Here is a 15,129-nt window from a genome sequence, read left to right as displayed (position 1 = left end):
TGTCCGGGAAGGGATATGTCACCATCTGAAATGGCTGCTTGTCTGGCCTATGCGCTCTCCGTCTGGCTGGCGGCCAGAAACAATATCAATACGTGGTGGATCGGCATTCTCGGCAGCGGGCTATACGCCTGGGTCTTCTATTCGGTGCAGCTTTATGCCGATGTCACCCTACAGCTCTTCTTCATCATCACGAGCATAACGGGGTGGATACACTGGCTTAAAGGGCACCGTGGAGATGTATTACCTGTACGGCGAACCAGGCCTGGGCATATTGCTATTTTGCTAGCCTGCGCCACGATTGTGGCGGCGGGGTATGGACTGATATTGCATCTCTACACCAATGCCTGGGCCCCCTGGCTGGACTCCCTTATTTTAACATTCAGCGTCCTTGCTCAGTTTATGTTGATGGGACGGCGCCTGGAAAACTGGTACGTGTGGCTGGCAGTAAACACGCTGGCAGTTCCGCTGTATGCGACGAGAGAGCTGTATCTGACGGCCGTTTTATACCTGGCGTTTTGGTGTAATGCCTGGCACGGACTGTATCAATGGCGTAAGGAACTCCGTACGCAATGAAGCGTTACCCAACCGGCCTGGTCGTGGGCAAATTTGCACCTTTACATTTAGGCCATGAAGCGCTTATCCATGCAGCGCTCGCGCAGTGCGATACGGTCGTTATCATCAGCTATTCGTCGCCTGAAATACCGGGCTACGAGCCAGAAAAGCGGCTTCACTGGTTACGGACGCGTTTCCCTCAGTGCCGCCACCTTGTGCTGTCTGAGCGGGTGATGGCGACCCACGATATTGCGCCACCGCCACCGCCACCGAATGACGCTGACGACGATCTCCATCGTCATTACGTTGCCACGCTGTGTGAAGACGTTCTGCACTGTCAGCCGCAGGCGGTATTCACCGCAGAAGACTATGGGGACGGTTTTGCGGGTGTGTTAAGCCAGCGTTTCGGATCCCCGGTTACGCACGTGCGGCTTCAGCGCCCGGAGGGCCCTGATGCGCCCTCAGGCACGCTTATTCGCTCCGATGTTCATCGCTACCGTGAGATGCTCCCGGCGGAGGTTTACCGGAGTTTTGTCTTTCGAATTTGCTTATTAGGCGGCGAATCGACGGGCAAAAGCACGCTTTCCCGGGCGTTGGCAGCAGCGCTTAACGCGCCCTGCGTCGCTGAGTTCGGTCGCGAATACTGGGAGGAAAAGAACGGAGTACTGGAATGCGACGATCTCCTGCATATTGCGCGTGAGCAGGTGCGGCGTGAGGAAGCAGCCAGCACGGCGCCTTATCTGATCTGCGATACGTCGCCCTTAACCACGCTGTTTTATACGCTCGACCAGTATGGCTCGGCGCCTCAGGCGCTGCACGACTTAGCCCGGCGGGACTATTCGCTGGTTATACTGTGCGGCGATGAATTTCCATTTGTACAGGATGGTACCCGGCAAGGCGCGGCGTTTCGCCACAGGCAGCAGGCGTGGTATGTCGCTGAACTGGCGCGCCGAAATATCCCGTATTTACACGTCACAGGGTCGACCTGTGAGCGTATCGAACAAATTCGTCGGCATATACAGAAACGGTTTTCATAACCTTCTCGATCTTCTCCTGCTTCCGGTTTATTGTGGAATTCCCTGCCGCAAAAAAAATCCGGAGAACATCGCGTGTTTCAGAAAGTAGACGCCTACGCCGGCGACCCTATCCTCTCCTTGATGGAGCGTTTCAAAGAAGATCCTCGCAGCGATAAAGTGAACCTCAGCATCGGTCTTTATTACAACGAGGACGGCATTATTCCTCAGCTACAGGCCGTTGCCGAAGCTGAAGCGCGTCTTAACGCCACGCCGCACGGTGCTTCGCTTTATCTGCCGATGGAAGGGTTAAACGCATACCGCAATACCATCGCGCCGCTGCTGTTTGGTGCGGACCACGCGGTGCTCGCGCAAAAGCGCGTGGCGACTATCCAGACGCTGGGTGGCTCGGGTGCGCTAAAGGTGGGCGCCGATTTCCTGAAAAAATATTTCCCGGATTCCGGCGTATGGGTCAGCGACCCGACGTGGGAAAACCACGTGGCCATTTTTGAAGGCGCGGGCTTTAAGGTCGCGACCTATCCGTGGTTCGACAGCGAAACCAACGGCGTGCGCGTTGACGCGCTGCTTGAAAAACTCAATACCCTGCCGGAGCGCAGCATCGTGCTGCTGCACCCGTGCTGCCATAACCCGACCGGTGCCGATCTCACGAATACGCAGTGGGATGCGGTAATCGAAGTGCTGAAGGCGCGAAACCTGATCCCGTTCCTCGACATTGCCTACCAGGGCTTTGGCGCGGGCATGAAGGAGGACGCGTACGCCATTCGCGCTATCGCCAGCGCGGGTCTGCCTGCTCTGGTCAGCAACTCCTTCTCGAAAATCTTCTCACTGTACGGCGAGCGCGTTGGCGGCCTTTCCGTGGTGTGTGACGATGCTGAGGCGGCAGGCCGCGTGCTCGGCCAGCTTAAAGCGACGGTCCGCCGCATCTACTCCAGCCCGCCGAATTTTGGCGCGCAGGTGGTGGCGACCGTACTGGGCGATGACCAGCTGAAAGCCAACTGGCTTGCGGAAGTGGAAGCGATGCGTAAGCGTATTCTGTCGATGCGCCAGGAGCTGGTTAACGTGCTGAAAGAGGCGGTGCCGGGGCATAACTTCGACTATCTGCTCAAGCAGCGCGGGATGTTCAGCTACACCGGGCTAAGCGCTGCGCAGGTCGATCGCCTGCGCGAAGAATTCGGCGTCTACCTGATCGCCAGCGGCCGCATGTGCGTGGCGGGGCTGAACGCCAGCAACGTTCAGCGCGTGGCGCAGGCCTTTGCCGCCGTTATGTAGGCACTCACTAACCCCCTCTCTCCCGGTTGGAGAGGGGCGGGGTGAGGGCATCAGGCTGCTCAGGTCGATGTCCCGCTTTGTGATCTTCTTCTTTTTATTCAGCTTCATAAGTAAAAACTCCTTTCCATCCCCTCCCGTCGGGGTTATGGTCGGATAGTTTTTTGACCATCCACTCAAATTAAAACGATAACAAGCTGAAAATTCAGGGGAAAATATGCGCAAGATCACACTGGCGCTCAGCGCCGCCTGCTTATTGTTCTCGCTTAATAGCGCCGTAGTGGCGCGAGCCTCCGCACCGACGCCGCTTTACACCGGAACCACCGCCGCCATTCTTGCCGAACAGGCGCCCATTCACTGGGTCTCTGTGGCACAAATTGAAAACAGCCTGACGGGTCGGCCGCCGATGGCCGTGGGCTTCGACATTGACGACACCGTTCTCTTCTCCAGCCCCGGCTTCTGGCGCGGCAAAAAAACTTATTCGCCGGGCAGCGAAGCCTATCTGAAAAACCCGGAATTCTGGGAAAAGATGAACAACGGCTGGGATGAGTTCAGTATTCCGAAAGAGGTTGCCCGCGCGCTTATCGCCATGCACGTAAAGCGCGGCGACAGCATCTACTTTGTAACCGGGCGCAGCCAGACCAAAACCGAAACCGTATCGAAAACGCTGCAGGATGATTTCCTGATCCCGGCTGCCAGCATGAACCCGGTCATCTTTGCCGGTGACCATGAAGGGCAAAACACCAAAACCCAGTGGCTGGAAAAGAAAAACATCAGGGTGTTCTACGGCGATTCGGATAACGACATCACTGCGGCGCACGACGTGGGAGCCAGAGGCATCCGGGTGTTACGCGCCTCGAACTCGACCTACCGGCCGCTGCCAATGGCCGGAAAATTTGGCGAAGAGGTGATCGTTAACTCCGAATATTGATGCGTTAGCGGCGGGTTGATTCTTTTTTAAGCAAATCTCGCCGCGCGGGTTTTACCTTTCGCTTTCTTGCTGCACACTTAGAAAGATTCATCTTTCAACACGGAGCAGCACATGTGGTATCAACAGACCCTGACCCTAAGCGCAAAACCACGCGGATTTCACCTTGTGACGGACGAAGTCATCGGTCAAATCCGCGACCTGTCGCGCGTTAAAACGGGTTTACTGCATCTGCTGCTTCAGCACACCTCAGCTTCTCTCACGCTGAATGAAAATTGCGATCCCACCGTCCGGTCCGATATGGAAAGACATTTCCTGAAAAGCGTTCCGGATAACGCTCCGTATGAGCATGATTACGAGGGGGCGGACGATATGCCTTCGCATATCAAATCCTCTTTGCTGGGCGTCTCGCTGATGCTGCCGGTCCACAATGGACGCCTGCTTTTGGGTACCTGGCAGGGGATCTGGCTGGGAGAGCATCGCATTCACGGTGGTTCGCGTAAAATTATCGCAACGCTACAAGGGGAATAATGATGACAATTTCGGAGATACTTCAGTACTGCATGAGCAAGCCTGGCGCGGAACAAAGCGTTCACAGCGACTGGAAAGCCACGCAGATCAAAGTGGGTGACGTGCTGTTCGCGATGGTGAAAGAGGTGGAGGGACGTCCTGCGGCGTCGCTGAAAACCAGCCCGGAACTGGCCGATTTACTGCGCCAGCAGCACGATGACGTCAGGCCAAGCAAGCATCTGAACAAAGCGCACTGGAGTACGGTGTTTCTCGACGGCTCGCTGCCGGGATCGCAGATTTACTATCTGGTAGACGCGTCGTATCAACAGGCGGTTGAGCTGCTGCCGGAAACAATTCGACAGCAGCTCTCCGTGTGACGATTACAGCAGTGGTTTGAGGAAGCGCGCGGTGTGCGAGGCTTCGCACTCTGCAACGGTCTCTGGCGTACCGGAGACGAGGATTTCACCGCCGCCGCTGCCGCCTTCCGGGCCGAGATCGACAATCCAGTCCGCGGTTTTAATCACGTCCAGGTTGTGCTCAATGACCACGATAGTGTTGCCCTGATCGCGCAGCTGGTGCAGCACGTCCAGCAGCTGCTGGATATCCGCAAAGTGCAGGCCGGTGGTCGGCTCGTCCAGAATATACAGCGTCTGACCGGTACCGCGTTTGGACAGCTCACGCGCCAGCTTTACGCGCTGCGCTTCCCCGCCGGACAGCGTCGTCGCAGACTGTCCCAGACGAATATAGGTCAGACCTACGTCCATCAGCGTTTGCAGCTTGCGTGCCAGCGCAGGGACGGCGTCAAAGAACTCGCGCGCCTCTTCGATGGTCATATCCAGCACCTCGTGAATGGTCTTGCCTTTGTACTTAATCTCCAGCGTTTCGCGGTTATAGCGCTTGCCTTTGCACTGGTCGCACGGCACGTAGATATCCGGCAGGAAGTGCATTTCAACCTTGATCACGCCGTCGCCCTGGCACGCTTCACAGCGGCCGCCGCGCACGTTAAAGCTGAAGCGTCCTGGCGTATACCCGCGCGAGCGCGCTTCCGGCACGCCGGCAAACAGTTCACGTACGGGCGTAAAGACGCCGGTATAGGTCGCCGGGTTGGAGCGCGGCGTGCGGCCAATCGGGCTCTGGTCGATATCGATAACCTTATCGAAATGCTCCAGCCCCTGAATGTCGCGGTACGGCGCAGGTTCGGCCAGCGTCGCGCCGTTCAGCGCCGTCTGCGCAATCGGGAACAGCGTATCGTTGATCAGCGTCGATTTACCGGAACCGGACACGCCGGTAATACAGGTGAACAGCCCGACGGGCAGCGTCAGGGTCACGTCTTTCAGGTTGTTGCCGCGCGCCCCGGTTAGCTTCAGCACTTTTTCCGGGTTCGCTGCCACGCGCTGTTTCGGCACTTCAATCTTGCGCTTTCCGCTCATGTACTGACCGGTCAGCGACTCCGGCACCGCCATAATGTCTTTCAGCGTTCCTTCCGCAACCACCTGGCCGCCGTGCACGCCAGCGCCCGGGCCGATGTCAATCACGTGGTCTGCGGCGCGAATTGCGTCTTCGTCGTGCTCAACCACGATCACCGTGTTGCCAAGGTTGCGCAGGTGAACCAGCGTGCCGAGCAGACGTTCGTTATCGCGCTGGTGCAGGCCGATAGACGGCTCATCCAGCACGTACATCACGCCGACCAGGCCCGCGCCAATCTGGCTCGCCAGACGAATACGCTGGGCTTCACCGCCGGACAGGGTCTCCGCGGAGCGGGAAAGCGTCAGGTAGTTCAGGCCGACGTTAACGAGGAACTTCAGACGGTCGCCGATCTCTTTCAGCACTTTTTCGGCGATTTTCGCCCGCTGGCCGGAGAGCTTCAGGTTGTTGAAGAAGTCCATCGCGTGACCGATGCTCATGTCTGAGATGGTCGGCAGCGCCGTGTTTTCCACAAACACGTGGCGCGCTTCGCGACGCAGGCGCGTGCCCTCGCAGGTGGCGCAGGAGCGGTTGCTGATGAACTTCGCCAGCTCCTCGCGCACCGCGCTGGATTCGGTCTCTTTGTAGCGGCGCTCCATGTTGTGCAGCACCCCTTCGAACGGGTGACGGCGCACGGAGGTATCGCCGCGATCGTTCATGTACTTGAACTCGATGTTCTCTTTACCGGAACCGAACAGGATCACTTTGTGCACGGTTGCGCTCAGGCTGGCCCACGGGGCTTCGACGTCGAACTTATAGTGCTCTGCCAGCGATTTCAGCATCTGGAAGTAGTAGAAGTTACGCTTATCCCAGCCGCGAATGGCCCCGCCCGCCAGCGACAGCTCCGGGTTCTGGATCACGCGGTCCGGGTCGAAGTACTGCTGCACGCCCAGGCCGTCACAGGTTGGGCATGCGCCCGCCGGGTTGTTGAACGAGAACAGGCGCGGTTCCAGCTCGCGCATGCTGTAGCCGCAAATCGGGCAGGCGAAGTTAGCGGAGAACAGCAGCTCTTCCGCTTTTGCGTCGTCCATGTCGGAAACCACCGCCGTGCCGCCGGAGAGCTCCAGCGCCGTTTCAAAGGATTCCGCCAGACGGGTCGCCAGATCGTCACGCACCTTAAAGCGGTCAATCACCACTTCGATGGTGTGTTTCTTTTGCAGCTCCAGCTTTGGCGGATCCGACAGGTCACACACTTCGCCATCGATACGGGCGCGGATATAGCCCTGGCTTGCCAGGTTTTCCAGCGTTTTGGTGTGCTCGCCCTTGCGCTCTTTAATAATTGGCGCAAGCAGCATCAGGCGTTTGCCTTCCGGCTGCGACAGCACGTTATCCACCATCTGGCTTACGGTCTGCGCCGCCAGCGGGACGTCGTGGTCCGGACAGCGCGGCTCGCCCACGCGCGCATACAGCAGACGCAGGTAGTCATGGATTTCGGTAATCGTACCGACCGTGGAGCGCGGGTTATGCGAGGTAGATTTCTGCTCAATGGAGATAGCAGGCGATAACCCTTCAATATGGTCTACATCCGGTTTTTCCATCAGCGACAGGAACTGACGCGCGTACGCCGAGAGTGATTCAACGTAACGACGCTGTCCTTCGGCATACAAGGTGTCGAAAGCCAGTGAGGATTTGCCAGACCCCGAAAGCCCGGTCACGACGATAAGTTTGTCGCGAGGGATTATGAGGTTGATATTCTTGAGATTATGGGTGCGGGCGCCCCGAACTTCGATCTTATCCATTCACCTTTCCCGGTTGGAACACGGATTGCCTGATTTGTTTGAAGGACAAACGGCTGTCAGAAACGGCTAATTATGACACAAAATGACCTGTTTGAATATACAGTATTGGAATGCATTTTCTGATTGTCTGTGTAACAATGTCGAGTCCGCGAGAGAACTCTGGAACATGCTACGCAACTATCAAAGTGTCGCATGGAAATGGTACACTCGCGCGTTTACACTATTAAGAAACGTATTCAGGAGACACGAACATGGCCAGCAGAGGCGTAAACAAGGTGATTCTCGTCGGTAATCTGGGCCAGGACCCGGAAGTACGCTACATGCCGAGTGGTGGCGCAGTTGCCAACATTACGCTGGCTACTTCCGAATCCTGGCGTGATAAAGCGACCGGTGAAATGAAAGAGCAGACCGAATGGCACCGCGTAGTGCTGTTTGGCAAGCTGGCAGAAGTGGCCGGTGAATATCTGCGTAAAGGCTCTCAGGTTTACATTGAGGGCCAGCTGCGCACCCGCAAATGGACCGATCAATCCGGTCAGGAAAAATACACCACGGAAGTGGTGGTCAACGTTGGCGGCACCATGCAGATGCTGGGTGGCCGTCAGGGCGGCGGCGCACCAGCGGGTGGCGGTCAGCAGCAGGGCGGCTGGGGCCAGCCTCAGCAGCCACAGGGCGGCAACCAGTTCAGCGGCGGTGCGCAGTCTCGTCCGCAGCAGCAGTCTGCTCCGGCACCGTCTAACGAACCGCCAATGGATTTTGACGACGACATCCCGTTCTGATTGTCTTCAGCACTAAAAAAAGCCCTGCTGTTGCAGGGCTTCTTGTTTAATACTCATCACGTTATATTGGGTACCTGACCCATATCATCCGCGAGGAGCTATGCCACAACAACTCTTTGATCCCGCAGACGTTCAGAAGACATTCGCAATGCTCACGGTGGATAACCACAACGCTGCGTTGCTGAATGAAATTTCCCCTTGCGCGTCAGTGGATGAAGAACTGTGCTTTGGCCCATTCCCGCCGGGATATCATTTTGTCAGAGCTGAAAATCGAATTGCTGATATTCCTAATGAGCACTTTGAACTGGCGCTGGTCAATGAAATTACGCAGGAGATTGTTTACTACAATCGCGTGATTTATCAGAAAGATGCATTTTTAAATTACATGCCAGTGACGCAAATTCTGATATGGCGCTCGCCTAAACCGTCGCACCGTGGCGTGTTGCGCGATTTGCCAGGAAAAGTGTTTTCTCGCTATTTACTGGAAAAATACAACGTCATTGTTACAGACCGCCATCAGACACGAGATGGTATGAGCTTCTGGCAATCGCGTCTATATGATGCCATCGCCAGTGGGCATCATTTGTATGCGTACGACATGATCACCTGTGAAATGCGGCCGATTGTGAAAGACAGTGATATAGGCGATCAGGTGAACTGGCTTTGGGGCGATGAAGAGCACCACCAGAACCGACTGGCGATTATCAGTAAATTTCCGCTGCCGATTAGCGCGTAGGTGTGTTAGTACGCGATGGCCAACGCGGCTACGGGCGGTAAAAAACTACACCACCACGCACATCGGCCTGCCCGATACCGGCTCCGGATGGATTTCCGCCTCCACGTTAAACACGGCTTTCAGCAACGCGGGGGTCATCACCTCCTCTGGCGTACCCTGCGCCATCACGCGTCCGCTTGCCAGCACCACCAGATAATCGCAGTAGCGGCTTGCCTGATTTAAATCGTGCAGCACCGCGACCACCGTTTTTCCCTGCGTCCTGAGGTCACCCATCAGACGCATCAGCTCAACCTGATGATTAATGTCCAGATACGTCGTTGGCTCATCAAGCAGCACGACGGGGGTATCCTGCGCCAGCACCATTGCCAGGAACGCGCGCTGGCGCTGGCCGCCAGACAGTTCGGTTAACCGCCGGTCAGCCAGAGCGTGGGTCTGGGTCTGGCTCATGGCCACGTTAACGCGGGCATTGTCTTCAACGGATAAACGCCCCCATAGCGGTAGCCACGGGCTGCGGCCATAAGAGACCAGTTCCCGAACGGTGATCCCCTCGGGCGTTAAATGGTGTTGCGGCAGCAAGGCCAGACGACGAGCCAGCTGGCGGGCCGTCATGCCTGCGACAGGCTGTTCATCAAGCAGTATCGTCCCGGACTCAGGGGTTAACAGCCGGGAAAAGCAGTTCAGGAGCGTCGATTTTCCACAGCCGTTCGGGCCGAGCAGCGCGGTGATCTTTCCCGCAGGCAGCGTAAGAGATAGCCCGTCGAGCACCGTTTGCGTGCCGTAGCGGAGGGACAGATTTTCAGTTCGTAACGTCATTTATCGCATTCTCACAAGCAGCCAGACGAACCACGGCGCGCCGATAATCGCGGTCATAACGCCTGCCGGAAGCTCCAGCGGCGGATGAATCACCCGCGCCAGCAGGTCGGCGATAACCAGTAACAGCGCGCCCGTCAGGGCAGAAACGGGCAGCAGCCTGCGGTGTCTTCCGCCGGTAATTTTTCGCACCATATGCGGCACCACGAGGCCGATAAAGCTGACGGGGCCGCAGACGGCCACGCCGGTTGCGGTCATGGCAACCGCCAGCAGGAGGCCCCGAAACCGGGTGCGGGATACCGATACGCCGAGCGTGGCTGCCCGGGCATCGCCCAGGGCCAGCAGGTCAAGATCGCGGCAGAAACGCAGGCTCAGGGGCAGAAATACCATCAGCAGCGGCACGGCGATTTTCACAAAGGTCCAGTCTCGTCCCCACAGGCTGCCTGTCAGCCACGTCAGGGCACTGTTCACATCCTGCGGGTGCAGGAGCATGAGGTAATCCGTCAGGCTTGCCCAGCAGGCTGAAAGGGCGACCCCCGTCAGCGCCAGCTTCATCGCCTGTCGGGTATTTGCCAGCATTTTCAGCAGGAAAAGTCCCGCCATGCCTCCGGCAAACGCCAGCAGCGGCAGGAGCATCACCGGCAGCGACGGGATAAGCAGCAAAGCGCCCACCGAGGCAAGGCTGGCGGCATGGTTGATGCCGAGAATATCCGGCGAGGCCAGGGGATTACGTACGATCCCCTGCACCAGCACGCCCGCCACCGCGAGGGCCGCCCCGACAAACAGCGCCAGCAGCAGGCGCGGCAGGCGGTAATCCATCAACACGTAATAGTGCTCGCGTCCGGGCTGCCAGTCGGTCAGCAGCGAACGCCACGGAACGAGGATTACGCCCAGATGGAGCGACAGCAGGGAACACCCTGCCAGGGCAAGCACGATGGCCAGCACCTTTTTCATCCCCGCCTCCTGACCAGCCAGACAAAGCAGGGGGCACCGGCCAGCGCCAGCACCGCGCCGGCGGGAAGATCGCCGGGGAAAGCCAGCGCGCGGGCGAGTACATCAGCCAGCAGCATAAACATCGCGCCCAGCAGCATGCTCATCGGCAAGACGCTGCGCTGATCGAATCCTGTCCAGTAGCGTGCCAGATGCGGCATCAGCAGTCCGATAAAGGCCACCGGCCCCGCCACGCTGACGCAGGCTCCCACCAGAAGTAACACCAGTACGTTGATGATGAGGCGCAGCCTCGGCAGATCCACCCCCAGCGTATGGGCGGTGCTGTCGCTGACGTTAAGCAGATTCAGCTGCTTCGCCAGCAGCAGCACGACCGGCGCGGCAATGGCCACCACCGGCAGGAGCTGCCAGAACTCCTGCCAGCGGGCGTGTGAAACGCCCCCTGCCAGCCAGTAGAAAATGCCGTAAGCGTGATCTTCCGCCAGCAGCAGCGTAATGCGGGTCAGGGCCATGCAAAAGGCCGACAGGGCGATACCCGCGAGGATCAGCCTGTTTCTGTCCTGCGTATGGCGAAATCCGCCGCCTGCGGTCATCACCAGCAGCCAGCTCGCGCCGCCGCCGCATGCGGCGATGAAGGAGAGGGAAAAACCGGCCACCGGCGTCGGGCTCAGCGCGCTGGTGAGCGCCATGGCCAGCGCTGCCCCGCTGTTAATGCCGAGCAGGGAAGGAGAGGCCATGGGGTTATGCGTCAGGGTTTGCAGGAGCGAGCCTGCAAGGGCCAGGCTTGCACCGGTCAGGATCGCGACCAGGCTGCGCGGTAGCCTGAGGTTTTGCACCAGCGCCTCGGGGAGCGTCGGCGCGTGGCCAGGCAGCAGGGCGCGAAAAGCGTCAGCCCCGGAAACGGGAATGGCCGAGTAGCAAAACAGACTCAGCCAGAAAAGAAGCAAGAGCGCGACAGCGGGGAGGCCCCACCGTAGCGCCGGATGTCTGATAGGCATTATTTCACATCGGATAAAGGCTGGTGATGAACGATTTTTACCGTATCGCTGGCGATGCGCTCGGCGGCGAAAATACCGCGCATCCGCGCCCAGGCGTTGCTGTCGACCGAAACAACCTGCTGTTTTTGCGCCGCGGTTAACATCTGCCAGAGCGGATCCTGCTGCCAGCGCTTAACGATGCTCTCTTCGCGATAATGCGCAACCAGCAGCCAGGCCGGATTGAGCGCCAGCAGCTGCTCCAGCCCAACAGACGGCATGGATGCCCCGGCCATCGCCGTTGGCACCTTTAGCCCCAGGGCGGTCAGGACGCTGCCGGTATAGGTCTCCCGGGTGTGCAGGTTGAACTGCTGTTCCCTAGAGGTACCGAAGATCGCCAGCGTTCCCTTTGGCAGCTGGCTGGCCCACTGCGCCATCAGCTGTTTATGACGCGCCAGCCTGGCCTTCATCTGCGCTGATTTCCCCACAACGTCGCCGATGAGGGCGGCAGACTGCAGGTTTTCCGCGTACGTTTCGTTCCGTGACTTGAGCAATAATACCGGAGCAATATTCTGCAACGCGCCATAGATGCCTGAATGACGGCTGCTGTCGGCAATAATCAGGTCCGGCTTCAGGGCGCCGATCGCCTCCAGGCTCGGCTGCGCACGCGTGCCGACGGACTGCCAGGGCTTCAGCCGCGCGCGCACCTCGGGGAGGATGCGGTTGGTATCGTTATCGTCGGCAATACCGACCGGGCTGACGTCTACGGCGGCCAGCGCGTCCGCGAACGACAGTTCCAGTACCACGATCCGTTGCGGCGTTTTATCCAGCGTAAACGTGCCGCGTTCGTCCTGAACCGTGACGGCAAAGGCGTGGCCGGCGATCAGCAGCAGAGCGGCGAAAAGGGTGCGTAATGGTGTGAACATGTGAGTAGCCTGTGTCCTGTAGCGCTTCGCTGACCCGACCTGCAAAACCCGCGTGCAGGTCGGGCTGGCGGGAGTTAAAACTTCAACGACCCCTGCATATACAGCGTGCGCGGCTGGCCAGCGTAGATGCCTTTGTTGTTGTCGTCGTAAGAGCGGGTGAAGTACGCCTGGTCGAAGATGTTTTTCACCCCGAACGCCAGGTTGAGATCGGCCATCCGTGGGCCAAAGTCGTACGCCACGCGCGCGCCCCAGAGCATAAAGCCCGGAATGCGTCCGGTGCTGCCGTCGGCGCTCTCTTTAACGGTATTGGCGTTATCCGCAAACTGGCTGGACTGGAAATCGCCGTTCAGGTTGAACGTCCAGTTGCCCGGCCTGTAGTCCACGCCCAGAGTACCTTTGTGTTTCGGGGAGAACGGCACCTGATTGCCATAGGTGTCGCCTTTCTCGCGGATCTCCGCATTCACGTAGGCGTAGCTTGCGTAAACAGAGACGTTATCCAGCGTCGGGGTCAGGGTACCGAGATCGTAACGAGCCTGGGTTTCCAGCCCGGTGTGGCGCGTTTTACCGCGCGCGGTAACGGTGTCGTTAGTCTGGTTGGAGTCGTACTGATTGTTAAAGTTAATCAGGAACAGCCCCATTTCCGCCGTCAGCGCCCCATCGTCGTATCGGGTGCCGAGCTCCCAGGTTCGCGCTTTTTCCGGTTCCACATTGCCGCTTTGCACAGCCTTGCCAATCTGGCTGTACTGTACGGTGCCGAACGAGCCTTCGGTGTTTGCATAAAGATTCCAGCTGTCAGTCAGGTGATAGAGCACGTTTAATGCCGGAAGCGGGGCGTTGTAGCTCACTTCCTGGTGCGTGCCTTTGATGCCGTTGTTCTGGTATGACTCGATATGTTCAAAACGCATGCCCGGCGTGATGGTCCAGTTGCCGACGTCAATTTTGTCATCCAGATACCAGGCGTGCGCCTCGGTACCGGAGCGGGTGTCACGGTCGTAAGGGCTTGAACCTGACGGCAGCTGGCCGCTACGGGTGGCGGTGTAGTAGCGCATTTCGTGGGTGGATTCATTCACGTAGCGATAACCTACGCCCACTTCGTGCGCGGTCGGGCCGATCGTAAAGCTCTGGCTGTAACGTGGCTCGATGCCGCGTACCCAGTAGTTTCGCGGGGAGAGCGTGATACGTTTCCCCTGCTCCAGATAGCCGCTGCGCAGGGTTTGGGTATAAAAGCCCTGAACGGTAAACTTATGCTGACCGTCAGGCTGGTACTGATAGCCCAGGCTTGCCAGCTTGCGACGGCCCCAGAAACGATCGTACGGACGGGTAGATTGCCAGCGGTCGGCGTTGTAATCCGCGCGGGACAGGCCGCCGGGCATATCTGCTTCGCCGTCGTAGTATTGCAGCAGGCTGGTAAAGCTGTGCACGTCGTTCGGCGCATATTTGCTTTTCAGCATCAGGTCGTCGATGCGGGTTGCGCTGTGCTCGCGCCAGTCGCTGCCGCGGGTGCCGGAGTAGAGCAGGGCAGTGCCGAATCCGCTATCCGCCGTGCCGCCCACCATCAGGTTGTGGGTCTCTTTCGGGTTGTTTTGTGAGGAGGTGGGGCTGAGCTGGCCTTCCACCCCCGCTTCGATGCCGAAATCCTGTGGGATCGCGCGGGTAACAAAGTTCACCACGCCGCCCACGCTTTGCGGCCCGTAGCGAACCGCGCCGCCGCCGCGCACCACGTCAATCGCATCCATGTTGCCGAGCGAGACGGGTGCAAGCGAGAGCTGCGGCTGGCCGTAGGGGGCAAACGGCACAGGAATACCGTCCATCAGCACGGTCGAGCGGCTGGCAAGACGCGGGTTGAGGCCGCGAATACCAAAGTTCATCGCCAGATCGTGGCTGCCGGTTCCGTTATTGTCCGGGGCGTTAACGCCGGGAATGCGGTTGAGCACTTCGCGCGTGGTGGTTGCGCCGGTTTTGGCGAAATCCTCACGGCGGATCGCATCGCGCGCGCCGGCATGTTCGAATACGTCGTTTTCACGCGCTTCGCCCAGCCAGTCTCCTGATACGATCAGGGCATCTTCCTGTGGGGCGGGAGCAGGCTCCAGCGTCCAGCTGTTGTTACCCAGCGCTTTAACCTGCAGGCCACTGCCGTTCAGCAGCTGCTGCAGGCCGCTTTCGACGCTGTAGTCGCCGTGCAGACCGTTACTTTGCCTGCCGCGCGTCAGGCTGGCGTCAACCGACAGGGTAATTCCGCTGCGTGCGGCATACTGGTTAAGCGCTTTATCGAGCGTGCCCGGTGCGATATCAACCTGTACGGCGAAGGCGGATAGCGAAAGCCCGGCCAGCGGCAGCAGGCTCAGGCGAATGGCGTTAACCAAAGGTGTTGCTGAGTGAAAAACGCGTAAAGGCGTCATACCTTCTCCATCATCATTTTTGTTGTATTCAGCTATGAGTCGAACGAGAAGGGTAAAAAGGACAATC

14 protein-coding genes are annotated in these 15,129 nt (G+C 58.6%); 8 read left to right on the top strand and 6 right to left on the bottom strand.

What is annotated here, in order from left to right:
- The first annotated feature begins 15 nt into the window (after positions 1 to 15).
- From pnuC to HWQ14_RS03245, 6 genes are all read left to right on the top strand, one after another.
- A complete protein-coding gene (gene pnuC, locus HWQ14_RS03270; RefSeq protein WP_176608953.1) occupies positions 16 to 573 on the top strand; it encodes a nicotinamide riboside transporter PnuC in 558 nt (185 codons plus the stop codon).
- A complete protein-coding gene (locus tag HWQ14_RS03265) occupies positions 570 to 1,589 on the top strand; it encodes an AAA family ATPase (protein WP_148422219.1) in 1,020 nt (339 codons plus the stop codon). The genes pnuC and HWQ14_RS03265 overlap by 4 nt, the downstream gene beginning before the upstream one ends.
- A 72-nt stretch (positions 1,590 to 1,661) precedes the next feature.
- Positions 1,662 to 2,855, top strand: a complete 1,194-nt coding sequence (tyrB, locus tag HWQ14_RS03260; RefSeq protein ID WP_176608952.1) for an aromatic amino acid transaminase — start codon at positions 1,662 to 1,664, stop codon at positions 2,853 to 2,855.
- 214 nt (positions 2,856 to 3,069) lie between these two features.
- Complete coding sequence (gene aphA / locus HWQ14_RS03255; RefSeq protein ID WP_148422216.1) at positions 3,070 to 3,783, top strand: acid phosphatase AphA; 714 nt, start codon at positions 3,070 to 3,072, stop codon at positions 3,781 to 3,783.
- 111 nt (positions 3,784 to 3,894) lie between these two features.
- Complete coding sequence (locus HWQ14_RS03250) at positions 3,895 to 4,311, top strand: secondary thiamine-phosphate synthase enzyme YjbQ (protein ID WP_063159204.1); 417 nt, start codon at positions 3,895 to 3,897, stop codon at positions 4,309 to 4,311.
- Positions 4,312 to 4,313: 2 nt separating this feature from the next.
- Positions 4,314 to 4,667, top strand: coding sequence for an MmcQ/YjbR family DNA-binding protein (locus tag HWQ14_RS03245; RefSeq protein WP_148422293.1), 354 nt, complete (start codon positions 4,314 to 4,316; stop codon positions 4,665 to 4,667).
- Between the two features lie 3 nt (positions 4,668 to 4,670).
- Here the strand turns inward: HWQ14_RS03245 and uvrA are convergent, their stop codons facing one another.
- A complete protein-coding gene (gene uvrA / locus HWQ14_RS03240; RefSeq protein WP_176608951.1) occupies positions 4,671 to 7,493 on the bottom strand; it encodes an excinuclease ABC subunit UvrA in 2,823 nt (940 codons plus the stop codon).
- Between the two features lie 251 nt (positions 7,494 to 7,744).
- Here uvrA and ssb1 point away from each other — a divergent pair, with 251 nt between their 5' ends.
- Together ssb1 and HWQ14_RS03230 are read left to right on the top strand one after the other, a co-directional pair.
- Positions 7,745 to 8,269 carry a single-stranded DNA-binding protein SSB1 gene (gene ssb1, locus HWQ14_RS03235; protein WP_003860284.1) on the top strand — a complete coding sequence of 175 codons (525 nt, stop codon included), beginning with the start codon at positions 7,745 to 7,747 and terminating at the stop codon, positions 8,267 to 8,269.
- Positions 8,270 to 8,369: 100 nt separating this feature from the next.
- On the top strand, positions 8,370 to 9,005 hold the full coding sequence (locus tag HWQ14_RS03230) for a hypothetical protein (protein ID WP_176608950.1): 636 nt from the start codon (positions 8,370 to 8,372) through the stop codon (positions 9,003 to 9,005).
- Positions 9,006 to 9,050: 45 nt separating this feature from the next.
- On the opposite strand, the gene fecE is transcribed toward HWQ14_RS03230, so the two are convergent.
- From fecE to fecA, 5 genes are all read right to left on the bottom strand, one after another.
- Entirely contained in the window at positions 9,051 to 9,818 is a 768-nt protein-coding gene (gene fecE / locus HWQ14_RS03225) for a Fe(3+) dicitrate ABC transporter ATP-binding protein FecE (RefSeq protein ID WP_148422210.1), read from the bottom strand.
- Positions 9,819 to 10,769 (bottom strand): Fe(3+) dicitrate ABC transporter permease subunit FecD, encoded by a 951-nt coding sequence (fecD, locus tag HWQ14_RS03220; protein ID WP_148422208.1) that lies wholly within the window; start codon positions 10,767 to 10,769, stop codon positions 9,819 to 9,821. It abuts the gene before it with no gap.
- Positions 10,766 to 11,764: an iron-dicitrate ABC transporter permease FecC gene (gene fecC, locus HWQ14_RS03215; RefSeq protein ID WP_176611146.1), complete on the bottom strand. Its 999-nt coding sequence runs from the start codon at positions 11,762 to 11,764 to the stop codon at positions 10,766 to 10,768. Before fecC ends, fecD begins: the two co-directional genes overlap by 4 nt.
- Positions 11,761 to 12,663, bottom strand: coding sequence for a Fe(3+) dicitrate ABC transporter substrate-binding protein FecB (locus HWQ14_RS03210; RefSeq protein ID WP_176608949.1), 903 nt, complete (start codon positions 12,661 to 12,663; stop codon positions 11,761 to 11,763). The genes fecC and HWQ14_RS03210 overlap by 4 nt, the downstream gene beginning before the upstream one ends.
- A gap of 74 nt (positions 12,664 to 12,737) precedes the next feature.
- On the bottom strand, positions 12,738 to 15,062 hold the full coding sequence (fecA, locus tag HWQ14_RS03205; protein ID WP_176608948.1) for a TonB-dependent Fe(3+) dicitrate receptor FecA: 2,325 nt from the start codon (positions 15,060 to 15,062) through the stop codon (positions 12,738 to 12,740).
- Between the last annotated feature and the right edge of the window lie 67 nt (positions 15,063 to 15,129).

Origin of the sequence: Enterobacter cloacae (assembly GCF_013375935.1) — a bacterium.
Lineage (GTDB): Bacteria > Pseudomonadota > Gammaproteobacteria > Enterobacterales > Enterobacteriaceae > Enterobacter > Enterobacter pasteurii.
Note: the sequence above shows the minus strand (reverse complement) of the source record. Positions and strands in the feature narration are given on the sequence as shown.